This is a genomic window from Thermoanaerobaculum aquaticum (assembly GCF_000687145.1).
In the GTDB taxonomy this organism is placed as follows: domain Bacteria; phylum Acidobacteriota; class Thermoanaerobaculia; order Thermoanaerobaculales; family Thermoanaerobaculaceae; genus Thermoanaerobaculum; species Thermoanaerobaculum aquaticum.
On record NZ_JMFG01000002.1, the window covers coordinates 142,015 to 158,218 of the forward strand.

Below are 16,204 nucleotides of genomic sequence, written 5' to 3' on the forward strand. Positions count from 1 at the left end.
GCTCACCCCTTTGCCCCGGCCACCGGGGCAGCTTGAATAATAGCGAAAAAGGAACCGGCGTCAAGGCTGGCGCCGCCCACCAACGCCCCGGCCACCCCTGGGGTGGCCAGGAGCTCCCCGGCGTTTTGCGGCTTCACGCTGCCCCCGTAAAGCACCGGCACCGCTTGGCCCGTGAGCTCCTGCAAACGCTCATGTATAAAAGCGTGGGCTTCGGCCACCTGGGCTGGGGTGGCGTTGTGACCGGTGCCAATGGCCCACACCGGTTCGTAGGCAATCACCAGCTTTTGGGGGTCAAGGCCCGCCAGCACCGCGGTTTGCCTTTGCAAAACCGAAAGCGTTTCGCCACCCTCCCGCTCGGCCAGCGTTTCACCCACGCAAAAGATCACCGAAAGCCCCGCTTCCTGGGCGGCCTTGGCCCGGGCCAGAGCGGTGTCGTCGGTTTCTCCAAAGAGCTTGCGCCGCTCGGAGTGGGCGATGATGACCCAGCTCACCCCCATTTCCGCCAAAAGGTTCGGGGAAACCTCACCGGTAAAAGCCCCTTCCCGCGCCCAGTGGCAGTTTTGCGCCCCCACCGCAAGCTCCGAACCGGCGCAGAGCATCACCGCTTGCGGCAAAAGCGGAAACGGCGGGCACAAAACCACCTGGTGGGCGCAGCCCTCCAGCTGGGGGAGGAGCTCCTCGCAGTAAGCCGCAAGCTGGGAGGGTGAGCCGTACATCTTCCAGTTGGCCGCCAACAGCACCTTAAGCCTCCAGTGCGGCAACGCCAGGGAGCGTGGCCCCCGCCAAGTACTCCAGGGACGCTCCGCCGCCGGTGGAAACGTGGGAAATGCGCGCAGCTACCCCGGCCAGCTGCACCGCTTCCACGCTTTCGCCGCCACCCACCACGGTAAACGCCTGGCTTTCCCCTAAAGCCCGGGCAATGGCCAGGGTGCCAGCGGCAAAAGCGGGCTTTTCGAAAACCCCCGCCGGGCCGTTCCAAAAGACCGTGCCCTTGCCAACCTTGGAAGCAATGAGCTTTACGGTTTGCGGACCCACGTCCAGAATCATGGCGTTTGCCGGGACCGTACTGACGGGCACCACCTGCCCTTCTGCTGCCTCGAGGTTTTCTGCCACTACCACATCCACCGGCAGCACCACCTGGGTACCCCGGGCGTGGGCTTGCTCCAGAATTTGGCGGGCGAGCTCCACAAGATCCGGCTCCACCAGCGAGCGGCCCACGGACACGCCTTGCGCCAGCAGGAAGGTGTTGGCCAAACCGCCCACCAAGCACAGCACGTCGGCCTTTTGGGAAAGCGCCTGGAGGGTTTCCAGCTTGCCGGAGATCTTGGCCCCTCCGGCTATCACCACCAGCGGCCTTTGGGGGTTGTCTTTCACCTTTGAAAGCGCGGCAAGCTCGGCAAGCATCAAGGGCCCCGCGGCTTTTTCCGCAAAGAACTGAGCTACCCCGGCGGTGGAGGCGTGGGCGCGATGGGCGGCACCAAAGGCGTCGTTGACGTACACGTCCGCCAACGAAGCTAAAGCCCTGGCAAACTCCGGATCGTTGGCTTCCTCCCGGGGGTCAAAGCGCAGGTTTTCCAAGAGCACCACCTGCCCGGGCTTGGCCTCCCCCACCGCGGCCTTGGCCTTCTCCCCCACCACATCCTCCACAAAAAGCACCGGGCAGCCGCTCCGCTCGGCCAAAACTGGGGCCACCGGCGCCAGGGAGTACCTGGGCTCGGGTTTGCCCTTGGGGCGACCCAAATGGGAGCAGGCCACCACCACCGCCCCGCGCTCCGCCAACGCCCGCACCGTAGGGGCAGCGGCGCGGATGCGGGTGTCGTCGGCCACCTGGCCGTCTTTGAGGGGCACGTTGAGATCCAGCCGCAACAACACCCGGCGGCCGGAAACCGCAAGCTCGTCCATGGTGCGGGGCATCGTTACCCCCGGGCGAACAGCTTGGCCACGTCCACGCAACGGGCGGCGTAGGCCCACTCGTTGTCGTACCAGGCGAGGACCTTGCCCATGCGGTCACCCACGGTGAGACAGGCCGGGGCATCCACGGTGGCCGATACCGTGCTCCCCCGGAAGTCAATGGACACCAGCTCCTCCTCACAAACCGCCAGCACCCCCGAAAGCGGCCCCGCTGCAGCTTTCCGGAAGGCGTCCAGCATGGCTTCGCGGGTGAACGGCTTTTCTGCCAAAAACGTGAAGTCCACCAGCGAAACGTCGTGGGTTGGGACCCGCACCGCCAGGCCGTCCAGCTTGCCCTTGAGCTCGGGGAAAACCTCGGCCATGGCCCGGGCGGCACCGGTGGAGGTGGGGATCATGGAAACCCCGGCGGCTCTCGCCCGGCGTAAATCGCTGTGGGGCAGATCCAAGAGGCGTTGGTCGTTGGTCATGGCGTGCACGGTGTTGAGCAAACCGTGGACGATGCCGAAGCTCTCGTGGAGCACCTTCACCACCGGAGCAAGGCAGTTGGTGGTGCAGGAGCCGTTGGAAACGATGCGGTGGCGGGAAGGATCCAGGAGGTGGTGGTTGACGCCGTACACCAGCGTGACATCCGCCCCTTTGGCCGGCGCGGTAATCAGCACCCAGCGCGCTCCCGCTTGCAGGTGCGCCTGGGCTTGCTCGGCCTTGGTGAAGCGGCCGGAAGCCTCCAGCACCAGATCCACCCCCAGCTCCTGCCAGGGGAGCTTGCTGGGATCCGGTTGCGCCAGCACCCGCAGGGGTTTGCCATCCACCAGGATGCAGTCGCCATCCACCTCCACCTGGCTCGCGAACGTACCGTGCACCGAATCGTACTTGAGAAGGTGCGCCAGGGTTTTGGCATCGGTAAGGTCGTTAGTGGCCACAAACTCCAGCTCCGGGAGCTGGAAAGCCTGCCGGTAGATCAGCCGTCCGATCCTGCCGAAACCGTTAATTGCCACTTTTAGGGCCATGAGCTCCCCCCTTTCTGCCGGCATTGTACCCAAAAGCCCAGGCCGGTACGGTACCATGGCGGCCATGGGTGCGCTCACCACCCGCGTGGCGGCCTTGCGATGGGACGGAAAGCTTTTCGTCCTGGATCAGCGTTTGCTCCCTTGGGAGGAGCGCTGGGTGGAGGTGAGCTCGGCGGAACAGGCGGTGGAGCTGATTCGCGGCTTGGCGGTGCGGGGGGCACCGGTCATTGGGCTGGTGGCCGCTTACGCCTTGGCTCTGGAAGCGCACAAAAACCCCGACCTTTCCTACCTGGAAGCCCAGGGCCAAGCCTTAGCCCAGGCCCGACCCACCGCCGTGAACTTGCCCCACGCGGTGTCGTTGCTGTTGCAAGTGGCGCGGGAAACCCCCGAGCCAGAGCGCGCAAAAGCGCTTGCCGCCGCCGCGGAAGCCCTCCATCGCGCCGATGCTGAGGCCTGTCTGCGCATGGCTCAGCTTGGGGCGGCCTTTCTTTCGGGGCCTTCCCTTTCGGTGCTGACCCACTGCAACGCCGGCGCTTTAGCCACCGGCGGGGTGGGCACGGCCCTGGGGGTGGTGCGGGCGTTGCACGCCTCCGGCCGCCTTCACAGGCTTTACGCGTGCGAGGCCAGGCCGGTACTGCAGGGGGCACGCTTGACCGCCTGGGAAGCGGTTCAAGATGGCCTGCCCGTGACGCTGCTGGCGGATGGGGCGGCGGGCAGCTTGCTGGCTTCCGGTGCCGTTCACGCCGTGGTGGTGGGGGCCGATCGCATTGCCGCCGATGGTTCGGTGGCCAACAAGGTGGGCACCTACCCCTTGGCGGTGCTGGCCCAGCGCCACCGTGTGCCCTTCCTGGTGGTGGCACCCACCACCACCTTTGATCTTGCCTGTCCCTCAGGGGCGGCTATTCCCATTGAAAGCCGGCCTGCCGCAGAGGTAAGGGAGTGTGCGGGAAGGGCGGTGACGGCGGAAGGTGTGGGGGTGTTCAACCCCGCCTTTGACGTAACACCTCCCGAGCTGGTCACAGCCATCGTTTGCGAGCGGGGGGTCATTGCCCCGGTTACCGGCGAAAACCTGCAGAGGGTTCTGGCATGAAGACGCTGGCCATCGAAACCTCCTGCGACGAAACGTCGGTGGCGGTTTTGGGCCCCCAGGGGGAGGTGCTGGCCAACCTGGTTTCCTCCCAGGTGGCGGTGCACGCCCCGTACCTGGGTGTGGTACCGGAGCTGGCTGCTCGCCACCACGTGGAGGTGCTCCCCCGGCTCATGGGCGCTCTGGAGCAGCAGGGGCTGTTGGGGGATCTGGAGCTGGTGGCGGTGACTCAAGGACCGGGGCTCATTGGCTCCCTGCTGGTGGGCACCTGCTACGCCTCCGCTTTTGCGTACGCCCGGAACCTGCCGCTTTCTGCGGTGGATCACCTGGAGGGGCATTTGGTTTCGCCCTTCATGAACCTTGAAGGGCGGCCCGCCGAGGCCATACCCGACGGGGCTTTGACGCTGGTGGTTTCCGGCGGGCACTCCAGCTATTTCCTGTTTTCCCAAGGTAGAGGCGTTCCCCTCAACCGTACCCGGGACGATGCGGCGGGGGAGGTTTTTGACAAGGTGGCGGCAGCTTTGGGCTTGGGTTACCCGGGGGGGCCGGTGGTGGACCGCTTAGCGGAAAACGGCGACCCTTCCGCCTTCCGCTTCTCCCCACCCCGCATCAAGGATCCCCACGGAGAGCTGGATTTTTCCTTTTCTGGCTTGAAAAGCGCCGTGATCCGCAAGGCGCAGGAGCTGGGCCTTGCCCCCCTTTCGGACCCCCAAAACCCTCCCCGGGAAGCCCTGGACCTTTTGGCTTCCTTCCGGGCCGCGGTGGTGAGCTGGCTTCTCGCCCCGCTGGAGGTTTTCTGCCAGCGCTATCAGCCCCCGGTGGTGGCGGCGGCAGGGGGAGTGGCGGCGAACCGGCTTTTGCGTTCCGAGCTGCAACGGTGGGGGGAGGCAAGCGGGGTGCGCGTCCGCATCCCACCCCTGGCCCTCACCACCGACAATGCCGCTATGATTGGCAGGGCCGGCCAGCTGCGGGCGGCCGCGGGTCTTCTCGCGGATCCCTTGGGCTTGGAGCCCTACGCCCGGGTGAGCTGGAAAGGGAGCGGTGAGCGGGGAACCGGCAAGCGCGTGTTCCCGCCGTTGGCGACGGTGTAAACACCCCTTTTTTCGGGAACAAGGAGCAGCAGCATGCCTCAGGATTTGATACGCAACTTTTGCATCATTGCCCACATTGACCACGGGAAGTCCACGCTGGCGGACAGGCTTTTAGAGCTCACCGGCGCCCTTTCCGCGCGGGAGATGATGGAGCAGGTGCTGGATTCCATGGACCTGGAGCGGGAGCGGGGAATTACCATCAAAGCCCACACCGTCACCTTGAGCTACCGGGCCCAGGACGGGAAAACCTACACCCTCAACCTCATTGACACCCCCGGTCACGTGGACTTTTCCTACGAGGTGTCGCGCTCCCTGGCGGCGTGCGAAGGGGCTTTGCTGGTGGTGGATGCGGCGCAAGGGGTGGAAGCGCAAACCCTGGCCAACGCCTATCTGGCTGCCGAGCAGGGCCTGGAGCTTGTTCCCGTGCTCAACAAGGTGGACCTGCCGCAAGCCGAACCCGAGCGGGTGCGGGAGCAAATCGAGCAGGTGATTGGCATCGAAGCCGACGAGGCGCTGCTCATTTCCGCAAAGACGGGCCTCGGGGTTCCCGCGGTGCTGGAAGCCATCGTGTCCCGCATCCCCCCTCCCCGGGGCAACCCCCAAGCGCCCCTGCGGGCCCTCATCTTTGACGCCGCCTACGACCCCTACCGCGGGGTTCGCTGCCTGGTGCGTGTGGTGGACGGTGAGCTCAAGGTGGGGCAAAAGATCCGCCTGGCCTCTTCGGGGCTGGAAGCCGAGGTGGAAGGCTTGGGCATCCTCACCCCCCGCCCGGTGCCCAAAGAGACCCTGGCCACCGGCGAGGTGGGCTACCTCTTTGCCGGGCTGAAGGAGCTGCGGCAAGTCCGGGTGGGGGATACGGTTTTGGATGCCGCAAACCCTGCCCCGGCCCTTCCCGGTTTTCGGGAGATCAAGCCCATGGTGTTTGCGGGGCTTTACCCCGTGGACTCCGGGGACTACCCGTTGCTGCGGGACGCCCTGGAAAAGCTCTCCCTCAACGATGCTGCCTTCACCTTCACCCCGGACAACTCCCAGGCGCTAGGTTTTGGCTTCCGCTGCGGTTTTTTGGGCCTTCTGCACATGGAAATCGTGCAGGAACGCCTGGAGCGGGAGTTTGGGGTGGAGCTCATCACCACCGCCCCCAACGTGGCCTACCGCGTGCTCACCACCGCCGGCGAAGTGGTGGAGGTGGAAAACCCGGCACAACTGCCACCTCCGGGGAACATCGAGGCCATCGAGGAACCCATCATCCTGGCCACGATCTTCACCCCCGAGGCCCATCTGGGCGCCATCCTCAAGCTCTGCGAGGAACGCCGGGGGGAGCAGGTGAAGCTGGAGTTTTTGGGTGGAGGGCGGGTGCTGGTGGAATACCGTCTGCCGCTGGCCGAGGTGGTTTTGGACTTTTACGACAAGCTCAAGTCCTGCTCCCGGGGTTACGCGTCCTTCGACTACCAGCTGGCCGGCTACCGTCAGGGGGATTTGGTTAAGCTGGACATCCTAGTGAACGGAGAGCCGGTGGACGCCCTGGCCACCATCGTGCACCGGTCGCAGGCGTACCAAAAGGGCAGGGCGCTGGCGGAAAAGCTTAAGGAAATGATCCCCCGCCAGCTCTTCGAGGTGGTGATCCAAGCGGCCATTGGCTCGCGGGTGATTGCCCGGGAGGTGGTAAAGCCCTTGCGCAAGAACGTGCTGGCCAAGTGCTACGGTGGCGACATCACCCGCAAGCGCAAGCTCCTGGAGCGCCAAAAGGAAGGCAAAAAGCGCATGAAGCGCCTGGGCCGGGTGGACATCCCCCAGGAAGCGTTTCTGGCGGTTCTCAAAGTGGAGTCCTGAAGCTCTGCTACCATACCTTGCCCGCAAGGGCGGAGGCGCAAGGGTGAAGAAACACGGGGTTTTCCGCGAGTACTACGAGGCCATCCTGGTGGCGGTGGCCTTTACGCTTTTTGCCCGCACCTTTGTGGTGCAGGCCTTCAAGATCCCCTCCGGATCCATGGAGGACAACCTGCTCATTGGCGACCACCTGTTCGTCAACAAGTTCATTTACGCGCCGCACTGGGACACCCCTTTGCACCGCTTGCTCCCTTACCGGGACGTGCAACGGGGGGACGTGGTGGTCTTCAAGTTCCCCCAGGATCCCCAGCGGGACTTCATCAAGAGGGCGGTGGCCGTGGGTGGTGATCGGGTGGAAATCCGCGCCAAAAGGCTCTACATCAACGGCCAGCCGGAAAACAACCCCCGGGCGGTTTTCAAAGACCCCGCCATTTTGCCCCCCTCTCCCTACCTCCCCGACGACCGCCGGTTCCGTGACTTTTACGGCCCCTACGAGGTTCCGCAGGGTCACGTCTTTTGCATGGGGGACAACCGGGATAACTCCTACGACTCTCGCTTTTGGGGCTCGGTGCCCCGCAGCTACTTCAAGGGTCGGGCGTTCATGATTTACTGGTCCTACGCGGCTGAACCCCATCAGGTGGTGTCCGGAAGCTTTGGCGAAGGGCTTCGCAACCTCGCCAACGTGGTGGTGCATTTCTTCACCCGCACCCGCTGGGAGCGCACCTTCATGCTCATCCGCTAGAATTGGGTTCAGGAGGTCACTATGCGGTTGCGCTCGCAGGCAGGTCGGGGCATGGTTGGTTGCCTTTTTGGAGTGGCCATCATGGCCTTTGCCATCGTGACCGGAATCCGGGTCATTCCGGTGAAAACCAAGGTCATGGAGCTGAAGCGGTTTGCGGAAACGCAAGCGGAGCAGGCCTCGCTTCCCCAGCACACCGATGAGTACATCGTGGACCAAATCTTCAACAAAGCCCGGTCGCTTCGCTTGCCGCTGAACAAGGAGGCCATCCGCGTTCGCCGGGACATGGGTACCTGTTACGTGGATTACAACTTCACGGTGCCCCTCAATATCCCGCTTTACAAGTACGACTGGAAAGTGGAAGAGCACATCGAAAGACCGCTGTTCTAACGGCCTTCGCGCCTGGGCTTCAGGCGCGAACGGGGGCTTTGCCGCCTTACAACGCTACGGCGTAATTACCACCGGCTCTTCGTCGGGCCGGCGCTTCTTCTTTTCGGTGGTTACCAGCACTTTCCACATGCAGTAACCGGTGAGGCCAGCAATAAAGCCCCAGGCCGAAATCAAAAACAGCCATCCAGCCCACGTGAGCGTCATACCAATCCCTCCTGACGGTGGCGCCGCCGCCAAATCACACCCACCAACACCGCAAACAGCACAAAGGTTCCCAGCATCAACAGCCTTGCCGCTAACACGTAGGGGATATCTTCGGGGGGATAGGGGGCATCTTGCGCCGGCTGCTTGGCAAAAAGCAAAATGGGCACGGCATCCTGCCAGGTCCAGGCAATAAGCATGAGCAGCAGGTACACCGGGGTTACGTACTTGATGATGAACTTGAACGCCCGCGGTACCTTAATGTCAGCTCCACGGGTGATTTCCTTCCACCCGTTGTCAATGCCAAAGGCCCACGCAAAAATCAACACCTCAATTAAGGCAAAAATGACCAAGCCAAAGGTTCCGGCCCAGAAGTCCATTTCGTCCAAAAAACCGTGCTTGAGGAAAAACACACAAGCCAAACCACCAATGGCCATCAGCGAGCCGGTGAAAAACATGGCCTTTTTCCTCGACCAGCGAAACTCATCCTGCATAAACGCCATGACCGGCTGGGCCAGGGCCACCGACGAGGTAATTCCGGCAAAGAAAAGCAAAGCAAACCACAATGTTCCGTAAAGCGGACCAAGCGCTCCCATTTTTTGGAAAATGATGGGCATGGCCTGGAACCCCAAATCGAAGGAGCCCTCCCGGGCAATTTGCTGGGTTTCCGCCAAACCGAAAAAGGCCACGGCCACGGGGATGGCAATGGAGCCGCCGAGGATGACCTCGGCAAACTCGTTGGTGGCGGACGTTGAAAGCCCGGTGAGGGCAATGTCATCGTTGCGTTTCACGTAGGAAGCGTAGGTTTGGATGGAGCCGGTGCCAATGGAAAGCGTAAAGAAGATTTGCCCGGCTGCCGCTAGCCAAACCGTGGGGTTTTTCAGCATGGAAAAGTCCGGGTTCCAAATGTAGGCAAAACCGGCAGCCACCGAGTTTTCGGGATGGCTGGGATCAGGCGTTCCCAAGGTAATGACCCGGATCACCAACACCAGGGCAAAGAGGAAAAGCGCGGGCAGGGCAATCTTGGCCAAGCGCTCGATGCCTTTGGCCACGCCGTGGGAGAGCACGAAAAGGTTAAGGCCCAAGGTCACGCAGTAAAAGAGCAAGGCCACGCCAATGCCGGAAAAGTACTGAGCGCCCTGGGAAAGGTCCGCTTTGCCCTGAAACTCCGCAAGGAAGCGGCTCATTTCCGCAAAGGTGTCCACGCCCCAGTAGTGCTTGATCGCTGAAAAACAAGCGTAGGCGAGGGTCCAGCCCTCCACGTAGGTGTAGTACATCACGAACGAAAGGGGGATGGCGATGCCCAAAGCGCCCAGGTACTTGGCCAGCGGGTGACGCCACATGCGGGCAAACATGCCAGGCGTTGTGCCGTGACCGTGGGCTCCCCCAAAGCGGCCGATGGCCCATTCCACCCACATGAGCGGGATGCCCAAAAGCAGGAGCGCCACAAAGTACGGAATCATGAAGGCGCCGCCGCCGTTGAGGGCGGCCTGCCGTGGGAAGCGGAGGAAGTTGCCCAGGCCTACGGCGTTACCGGCCATGGCCAGGATCAGGCCAATGCGCGATCCCCAGTTCTCCCTGCTTTGGCTCATATGTCCCCCCAAGCGCCCAAAACACCGAAAGCTTATGGAGCGCCCCCACGCTTGTCAAACGCAGGGCGAGCGGCTTGTGTCGTGGCGGTGAAGCGGGTACCCTTCAGGGCCATGTTCGGAGCGTGGAAGGCCCTGTTTGCCACGAAACCGCTGTCGGAGTTGCAGGCTGAGTACAGTACCTCGCAGCTCAAACGCGTGCTGTCGGTGTGGGACCTCATTGGGCTCGGTATCGGCGCCATCATTGGTGCTGGCATCTTCGCCACCGTGGGCACCGCCGCCGCCGGCGATGCTGCCCGGCCGGGGGCGGGCCCTGGGATCATCCTCTCCTTTGTGCTGACCGCTGCTGTGTGCGGCCTGGCGGCGTTGTGCTACGCGGAAATGGCGGCCATGGTGCCCATTGCCGGCTCCGCCTACACCTACGCCTACGCCACGCTGGGGGAGATCTTCGCCTGGATCATTGGCTGGGACCTCATCATCGAGTACGCCGTGGGAAACGTGGCGGTGGCCATTTCCTGGTCGGGGTATTTTTGCGAACTTTTGCGGGGGCTTGGCATCACCGTCCCCGCTTGGGCTTCCACCGATTTGCGCACGGCTCTAGCCTCTCCGGAAATCCTGGCCGCCGCTCCCAGGGTTTTGGGGATCCCCATCGTGGTGAACCTGCCGGCCATGGGCATCGTGCTGCTGCTCACCTGGGTTTTGGTGCGGGGGATCCGCGAGTCCAGCCGCACCAACGCGGTGATGGTGCTCATCAAGCTGGCGGTGTTGGCCTTTTTCGTGGTGGTGGGGCTTTTTTACGTGCAGCCGGAAAACTACAAACCGTTCCTGCCCAACGGCTGGCATGGGGTGTGGGCGGGGGCAGCCATCGTGTTTTTTGCTTACATCGGTTTTGACGCGGTTTCCACGGCCGCCGAGGAGTGCCGCAACCCCGCCCGCGACTTACCCCGGGGGATCATCGGCTCGCTTGTTATTTCCACGCTCATTTACGTGGCGGTGGCGGCGGTGGTTACCGGCATGGTGCCGTGGACGGAGCTGGCCACCGCTGAGCCCCTCACCGTGGCCATGAACCGCTACAACTTGGGATGGGCAGCCGGGCTCGTGGCCGTAGGTTCGGTGGCGGCCCACACCGCAGTGCTTTTGGTGTTCCAGCTGGGGCAGCCCCGCATCTTTTACGCCATGGCCCGGGATGGCTTGCTCCCGCAGGCCTTTGCCCGGGTGCATCCCAAGTACCGCACCCCGTATGTCACCACCATCCTTACCGGCGTGGTGGTGGCGGGCTTTGCCGGCTTTGCCAACATTGAGGAAATGGTGGACCTCACCAACATCGGCACGCTCTTCGCTTTTGCTTTGGTTTCCGCTGGGGTCATTGTGCTGCGCTTCACCAACCCGCAAGCCCCCCGTCCCTTCCGGGTGCCCCTTTCTCCGTGGCTGCCCTTGCTGTCGGTGGTGGCCTGTCTTGGCCTGGCCCTGGGTTTGCCCCGCATTACCTGGCTGCGGTTTTTAGCCTGGCTGGCTTTGGGGCTGGTGGTTTACGTGGTGTACGGGCGCCGTTTTTCCCAGCTGCGGAAGGCCAACAGCAGCTCTCAAAATAGCGTGTAGTTGCCGTTGCGCATGACGAGGAGGCGTTCGCTGCCGCGCAGGACGTGCGCTTCGGCCACGGTGACGGGGTTGCCCTGGGCGTACACCAGGTCCTGATGGACCACGGTTTGCGGGGAAAGGAAGGCCGCCACACCCACGCTGCCCCCCAGGTGGTCGGATCGCCCGTAGGCCCAGTGGAAGCCGGCTTTTTCGTCCTCCAGCACGTTGCCCGTCACCGCTGCATTGGGGTTGCAGCCAAAGGCCACCTCGGCCACGTTGGTGCGGGCGGGATCGGCGGCAAAAACCTGGCGAAAGCGGGAAGCCACGGATCCCTCGCCGCGCACCTCGACAATGCGGTTGCCCTTCACCACGAAAACCACCAGCTCCCCCGCTTCCGCCCAGGGGATTTCCCCTTCCGTTTGCGAGGGCTGGCCTGGCTTTTCGCCTTCGTAAGGCACGATAAAGGTTTCCCCCGAGGGGAGGTTGATAATGCGGTCGCCTTCTTTGTTCCGCGGCAAAAACCCGTCATCCACCTCTGGTTTTCGGAAGCGCAAATCGAAAAAGCAAGAATGTCCAGTGGAAAACACCACTTCGAGGCCAGACGCCCCGCACATTGCCTCAAAAAGCAGCCTGCAACGCCGGGCCACCTCCCGGTAGTCAGCGGCCAGCGCCGTGTGCACCATGCGCCGCTCTACCCCGGGCAGTGAGGCAGCCCGGAAGTCCTGCTTTTTCTTGGTGAAAGCGTCAAGAGGGGCGGTGGCCGAGTACTCGGTGAGGAACACCGCCAGGGTAGAACCCAGGAGAACCTCCTCCAGCTTGACGGGCTTGTCCCCCATTTGGCCAAGCTCCGGCAGCGGGGCCCCGTTGGCCCCGGTGGCGGGGAAGGCAAGCAGCGGGTTGGTGGCAAACCCCAGCTGTGCCCCGAGCTGGAGGAAAGCTTGGCGCCACTCCTCGGCCCAGGCCCGGCGGTCGGCCCAGGAGGGGTGGTCCTCCTCCGGCTTGCGGGGCACATCGCAGGCCACGGTGACCACCTCACCGCGTTCGGGTGCAAAAACGTCTCTTAAAAGCTTGACAAGGTCGAAGGCCATGGCTTTGCCTCCTGGCCAAGGTTACCAGGGCTCTGGTTTACTCCCAAGCTGGCACCCCCACCGGCTCAAGCGGGGGAAGCACGAACGGCTCCCCAGGGTAACGCACCGCCTCCAGGAAGAGACCCGCCGCGGGGGCCGCCAGGGGTGGCAGGGGCTTTTGCCCAGCCAACAGCTCGGGGATGGCCTCGGGGGGCAGCTCCCCACGACCCACGCTCACCAACACCGCCACCATGCGGCGCATTTGGTTCCACAGGAAGTGGCTGGCAATCACCCGGATGAGCACCACCGGACCCTTGGGCACCACCAGCACCTCTTCCACCTCCACGAGGGTGCTTTTTTGCTCCTTGCTCCTCCTGGTGAAGGCAGCAAAATCGTGCCTTCCCACGAAAGACTGGCCAGCTCTGGCCATGGCCTCCACATCCAGCGGCCTCCCCACCCACCAGGTGGTGCGCTTGCCAAAGGCCGAACGCCTTAACGCCAGCTGATAGCGGTAAGCCCTTCCGGTGGCATCGTGGCGGGCGTGGAAGCTAGGGGCAGCCAACCGCAAATCGCGCACCGCCACGTCGGCGGGCAGCATCGCCTCCAACTGCCGGAGGACCTTGGCCACCGAAAGGGTCTTGCGGGTGCGGAAGGAGGCTACCTGCCCTAAAGCGTGGACGCCGGCATCGGTGCGACCTGCCCCGTAAAGGGCAAGTTCCTCCTCGCCGGTGATCTCCCGCAGGGCGTCCAAAAGCACCCCCTGCACCGTGCGCCCTTGGGGGAGGAGCTGCCAACCCGCAAACTTTGTGCCGTCGTACTCAACCAGGAGCCGGTAGGTGGGCATGAAGTGTTGGCGGCCCGTAGGGGAATCGAACCCCTGTTTCCGGCGTGAGAGGCCGGCGTCCTAACCTCTAGACGAACGGGCCCGCCGCAAGCAGAAACCCTAGCAGAAAAGCGCGCAGCTGTAAACCCCGCCGGCGTTCCCGCTGTTAGCTTTTACCCCAGGCCCAGCGCCAAAGCTGCTTAGCCGTGGGCCGGGCGCCGTAGCTGAGGATCCCCACCCGGTACACGGCAGCGGCCAAACGCACCACTACGGCAGTGGTGGCCACCAAAAGCGCAAAGCACAGGATCACCTGCCAGGTGGGCGGGAACTGCAGCACCATACGGAGGAAGAACAGCATCGGGGCAAAAAAGGGAACCAGCGACACCACCACGGAAATTGGGGAATCCGGGTTGTTCATGATGGGCACCATGAACAAGAAGGGCACGCCCATCACCCATCCGGCGGCGTTTTGCACCTGCTGGGCTTCCTCTTCGCTGTTAAAAGCCGCACCGAGGGCGGCGTACAGCGACCCGTAGAGGAAGTAGCCCAACACGAAAAAGGCCACAAACGAAAGCATGAGCACCGGATTTGTGAGGATGCTGGCGGCTCCCGCCACTCCGCTGGCAGCAGAAAAGCCCATGACGTTAGCGGCCAACAGCAACCACAGGGCGTACTGGGTAAGTCCTACGAAGCCAACCCCGAAGATCTTCCCGAACATGAGCTCCAACGGCGAGAGGTTGGCAACGATGACCTCCACGATGCGGGAGCTTTTTTCCTCCAGCACCCCCCGCATGACGATCATCCCGTACATCACGGCGGTAAAAAACATCACAAACACCAGCACGTAACCCACCGCAAAGGCAGAAGCCACGCTTTCCCGGCTTTCCTCCCCGCCCTTGCTCACCTTCACGGGCAGCAGGTCAACGCCAGCAAGGGCGATCTTGGCCACCTCCGGGGCCACACCCGCCTGGGTGAGCTTTTTCTCCCGAACCGCTTGGGCTAAGGCCCGTTCCACCGTGACCAGGAGCTGAATGGCGGAAACGTTGGTGGAGAGGTACTCCACCTTGACTTCTTCAGCGCCGGTGGGAAGTGCATCAGGGACCACCACCACGGCTGCGAAGCGCTTGTCCAGCACCGCCGCCTTGAGCTTTTCCCTTTGCCCCTCGCGATCGGGCTGCGGCTCGATGCGCTCCACGGTCACCACCAGCTTGCCGGCTCCCTCCCGGTGGGGACGGTCGGCCAGGGCCTTCTCGATGCGGTGGAAGAGGTCCTGGTCGGCGGTGAGGACCCCCACGTGGTAGGTGCCCGAAGACCGGGTCAAAAGAAAAGCCGGACCCAGGCTGAAGGCCAAGAGCAACGCCGGAACCGCCAGGGTGGAAATCCAAAACGCCTTGGTTTTAACCCGCACCAGGTACTCCCGGCGGGCCACGATCAACGCCTTACGCCACCGAAACATGGTCCTCCTCCACGGCTCGCAGGAAGATCTCCTCAAGGGTTGGCTGGTAGTGCTCCACTGCTGCTACCTGGCAGCGGTTGGCCACCTCCCGCACCACCTGCGGGGCTTGCAGCGTACCGTCCAGATGCAGAAGGTAAAACCCGTTGCGTTTTTCCACTTGATTGACGCCGGGCAGGTTTTCCGGGGGTGGGGCACCATCGGCGGTGGCCAGCTTCAGCTGGGGCTTGGCGTAGCGCTTGCGAACTTCCTCCGCTGTCCCGGCAAACAACGCCCGCCCCCGGTTGATCAAGCAATAGTGGGTACACAGCTCCTCGGCCTGGGGGAGCACGTGGGTGGAAAACAGCACGGTAACACCGCCTTTGGCCATCTGCAGGATTTCGTCTTTGAACTGCCGGGTGGCAATGGGGTCCAGGCCGGTAAAGGGCTCGTCGAGAATTACCAGAGGGGGATCGTGAATCACCGCTGCGGCGAACTGCACCTTTTGCTGCATGCCTTTGGAAAGCGCCTCCACTTTGGCGCTGGCTTTATCGGCAAGGCCCAGGCGCTCAAGCCAGTTCCTGGCCCGCTTTCGGGCTTCGTCCCGGGATAGCCCGCGCACCTCGCCCAAAAACGCCAGGTGCTCCAGCACCTGCATCTTGCGGTAAAGCCCGCGTTCCTCCGGGAGGTAGCCAATGCGCTCCCGCTTGAGGTCGTCCACCGCTTCCCCGTCCAGGAGGATGGTGCCGGCGTCGGGCAGCACGATGCGCATGATCATGCGGATGGTGGTGGTCTTCCCCGCGCCGTTTGGGCCCAAAAGCCCGTAAATGCTGCCCTGGGGCACCAAAAACGACAGCTCCCGAACCGCCTGCACCGCTCCGAACGCTTTGCTTACCTTGTCCAGCTGCAACTGAGCCATTCGCGAGGCCTCCTGGGCACTATACGATACCGCTTACCCCAGGGTTCTCGCACGTGGGGACTGGCCAAAACTAGCGTTTCTGGAGCCTTCGTGGCCTAACCGAGCCCGGGTAGCCCGGCCCCTTGCCTTGGGCGTCATCCCTTGAGCTATAATCCTTCTGGCGCAGGCGCGCCGATAGCTCAATTGGATAGAGCATCTGACTACGGATCAGAAGGTTCGGGGTTCGAGTCCCTGTCGGCGCGCCACCTGATTTTCGGCGGTCGGCCGCTTTTCTCCACGGACACAGCAAGGCCCAAATCCCCGAGCTCGGAGAGCCGGTAGTAAGGCTCGTAGGCATCGGCCAGCAGCACCGGGCGGCCCTGCTCAAGGACTTCCTTGATGCGTTGGGCGAGGCATTGGGCGGGCTTGGCACTGCGCACGCAGTTGTCCACCACGGTGGGCTCCACGGTGATATCGGGGCGAAGCTTCCGGGTTTCTTGCATCAGCTTCAACACCGCGCCGGGGTTGAAATCGGCCAGGATCACGGCGTTGGGCGGAGCGGTG

15 protein-coding genes and 2 tRNA genes are annotated in these 16,204 nt (G+C 63.3%); 7 read left to right on the top strand and 10 right to left on the bottom strand.

What is annotated here, in order from left to right; all coding sequences use genetic code 11:
* Positions 1-2: 2 nt before the first annotated feature.
* Genes tpiA through gap form a run of 3 tightly spaced genes read right to left on the bottom strand, consistent with a single transcriptional unit; the run spans position 3 to position 2,918 of the window.
* Positions 3-740 (bottom strand): triose-phosphate isomerase, encoded by a 738-nt coding sequence (gene tpiA, locus EG19_RS13960; RefSeq protein ID WP_235208676.1) that lies wholly within the window; start codon positions 738-740, stop codon positions 3-5.
* Between the two features lies 1 nt (position 741).
* Positions 742-1,914, bottom strand: a complete 1,173-nt coding sequence (locus EG19_RS13965; RefSeq protein ID WP_038046352.1) for a phosphoglycerate kinase — start codon at positions 1,912-1,914, stop codon at positions 742-744.
* A gap of 2 nt (positions 1,915-1,916) precedes the next feature.
* A complete protein-coding gene (gap, locus tag EG19_RS00860) occupies positions 1,917-2,918 on the bottom strand; it encodes a type I glyceraldehyde-3-phosphate dehydrogenase (protein ID WP_038046508.1) in 1,002 nt (333 codons plus the stop codon).
* A 64-nt stretch (positions 2,919-2,982) separates the two neighbouring features.
* Here gap and mtnA point away from each other — a divergent pair, with 64 nt between their 5' ends.
* From mtnA to EG19_RS00885, 5 genes are read left to right on the top strand one after another with little or no spacing between them, the layout of a single operon-like run.
* On the top strand, positions 2,983-4,008 hold the full coding sequence (gene mtnA, locus EG19_RS00865; RefSeq protein ID WP_038046509.1) for an S-methyl-5-thioribose-1-phosphate isomerase: 1,026 nt from the start codon (positions 2,983-2,985) through the stop codon (positions 4,006-4,008).
* The gene (gene tsaD, locus EG19_RS00870) at positions 4,005-5,096 is read left to right on the top strand and encodes a tRNA (adenosine(37)-N6)-threonylcarbamoyltransferase complex transferase subunit TsaD (RefSeq protein ID WP_053334715.1); all 1,092 of its coding nucleotides are present in this window, start codon (positions 4,005-4,007) and stop codon (positions 5,094-5,096) included. The genes mtnA and tsaD overlap by 4 nt, the downstream gene beginning before the upstream one ends.
* A gap of 33 nt (positions 5,097-5,129) precedes the next feature.
* Positions 5,130-6,926 (top strand): translation elongation factor 4, encoded by a 1,797-nt coding sequence (gene lepA / locus EG19_RS00875; protein ID WP_038046354.1) that lies wholly within the window; start codon positions 5,130-5,132, stop codon positions 6,924-6,926.
* 43 nt (positions 6,927-6,969) lie between these two features.
* A complete protein-coding gene (gene lepB, locus EG19_RS00880) occupies positions 6,970-7,665 on the top strand; it encodes a signal peptidase I (protein ID WP_038046356.1) in 696 nt (231 codons plus the stop codon).
* 21 nt (positions 7,666-7,686) lie between these two features.
* Positions 7,687-8,052 (top strand): hypothetical protein, encoded by a 366-nt coding sequence (locus EG19_RS00885; protein WP_038046358.1) that lies wholly within the window; start codon positions 7,687-7,689, stop codon positions 8,050-8,052.
* A 54-nt stretch (positions 8,053-8,106) separates the two neighbouring features.
* Here EG19_RS00885 and EG19_RS13875 read toward each other — a convergent pair whose 3' ends face one another.
* A complete protein-coding gene (locus EG19_RS13875) occupies positions 8,107-8,256 on the bottom strand; it encodes a hypothetical protein (protein ID WP_200867090.1) in 150 nt (49 codons plus the stop codon).
* On the bottom strand, positions 8,253-9,845 hold the full coding sequence (locus tag EG19_RS00890; RefSeq protein WP_038046359.1) for a sodium-dependent transporter: 1,593 nt from the start codon (positions 9,843-9,845) through the stop codon (positions 8,253-8,255). Before EG19_RS00890 ends, EG19_RS13875 begins: the two co-directional genes overlap by 4 nt.
* Positions 9,846-9,956: 111 nt before the next feature.
* Between EG19_RS00890 and EG19_RS00895 the strand changes: the two genes are divergently transcribed.
* Positions 9,957-11,441, top strand: coding sequence for an amino acid permease (locus EG19_RS00895; protein ID WP_038046511.1), 1,485 nt, complete (start codon positions 9,957-9,959; stop codon positions 11,439-11,441).
* Here EG19_RS00895 and EG19_RS00900 read toward each other — a convergent pair.
* From EG19_RS00900 to EG19_RS00920, 5 genes are all read right to left on the bottom strand, one after another.
* Entirely contained in the window at positions 11,426-12,508 is a 1,083-nt protein-coding gene (locus EG19_RS00900; RefSeq protein WP_038046360.1) for a M29 family metallopeptidase, read from the bottom strand. The genes EG19_RS00895 and EG19_RS00900 overlap by 16 nt on opposite strands.
* Before the next feature lie 37 nt (positions 12,509-12,545).
* Positions 12,546-13,331, bottom strand: coding sequence for a tRNA pseudouridine(38-40) synthase TruA (truA, locus tag EG19_RS13010; RefSeq protein WP_038046512.1), 786 nt, complete (start codon positions 13,329-13,331; stop codon positions 12,546-12,548).
* Positions 13,332-13,338: 7 nt separating this feature from the next.
* A tRNA-Glu gene (locus tag EG19_RS00910) sits at positions 13,339-13,413 on the bottom strand.
* Positions 13,414-13,476: 63 nt separating this feature from the next.
* Positions 13,477-14,766: an ABC transporter permease gene (locus EG19_RS00915; protein ID WP_038046364.1), complete on the bottom strand. Its 1,290-nt coding sequence runs from the start codon at positions 14,764-14,766 to the stop codon at positions 13,477-13,479.
* On the bottom strand, positions 14,750-15,661 hold the full coding sequence (locus EG19_RS00920; protein WP_038046366.1) for an ABC transporter ATP-binding protein: 912 nt from the start codon (positions 15,659-15,661) through the stop codon (positions 14,750-14,752). The genes EG19_RS00915 and EG19_RS00920 overlap by 17 nt, the downstream gene beginning before the upstream one ends.
* Before the next feature lie 168 nt (positions 15,662-15,829).
* Here EG19_RS00920 and EG19_RS00925 point away from each other — a divergent pair.
* Positions 15,830-15,906: transfer RNA gene (locus tag EG19_RS00925), tRNA-Arg, on the top strand.
* Positions 15,907-16,204 lie beyond the last annotated feature (298 nt).

Coding starts and splice junctions, on each gene's coding strand:
- EG19_RS13965 (WP_038046352.1), bottom strand. CDS start 1,914: ATGCCCCGCACCATGGACGAGCTTGCGGTTTCCGGCCGCCGGGTGTTG.
- gap (WP_038046508.1), bottom strand. CDS start 2,918: ATGGCCCTAAAAGTGGCAATTAACGGTTTCGGCAGGATCGGACGGCTG.
- mtnA (WP_038046509.1), top strand. CDS start 2,983: ATGGGTGCGCTCACCACCCGCGTGGCGGCCTTGCGATGGGACGGAAAG.
- tsaD (WP_053334715.1), top strand. CDS start 4,005: ATGAAGACGCTGGCCATCGAAACCTCCTGCGACGAAACGTCGGTGGCG.
- lepA (WP_038046354.1), top strand. CDS start 5,130: ATGCCTCAGGATTTGATACGCAACTTTTGCATCATTGCCCACATTGAC.
- EG19_RS00885 (WP_038046358.1), top strand. CDS start 7,687: ATGCGGTTGCGCTCGCAGGCAGGTCGGGGCATGGTTGGTTGCCTTTTT.
- EG19_RS13875 (WP_200867090.1), bottom strand. CDS start 8,256: ATGACGCTCACGTGGGCTGGATGGCTGTTTTTGATTTCGGCCTGGGGC.
- EG19_RS00890 (WP_038046359.1), bottom strand. CDS start 9,845: ATGAGCCAAAGCAGGGAGAACTGGGGATCGCGCATTGGCCTGATCCTG.
- EG19_RS00895 (WP_038046511.1), top strand. CDS start 9,957: ATGTTCGGAGCGTGGAAGGCCCTGTTTGCCACGAAACCGCTGTCGGAG.
- EG19_RS00900 (WP_038046360.1), bottom strand. CDS start 12,508: ATGGCCTTCGACCTTGTCAAGCTTTTAAGAGACGTTTTTGCACCCGAA.
- truA (WP_038046512.1), bottom strand. CDS start 13,331: ATGCCCACCTACCGGCTCCTGGTTGAGTACGACGGCACAAAGTTTGCG.
- EG19_RS00915 (WP_038046364.1), bottom strand. CDS start 14,766: ATGTTTCGGTGGCGTAAGGCGTTGATCGTGGCCCGCCGGGAGTACCTG.
- EG19_RS00920 (WP_038046366.1), bottom strand. CDS start 15,661: ATGGCTCAGTTGCAGCTGGACAAGGTAAGCAAAGCGTTCGGAGCGGTG.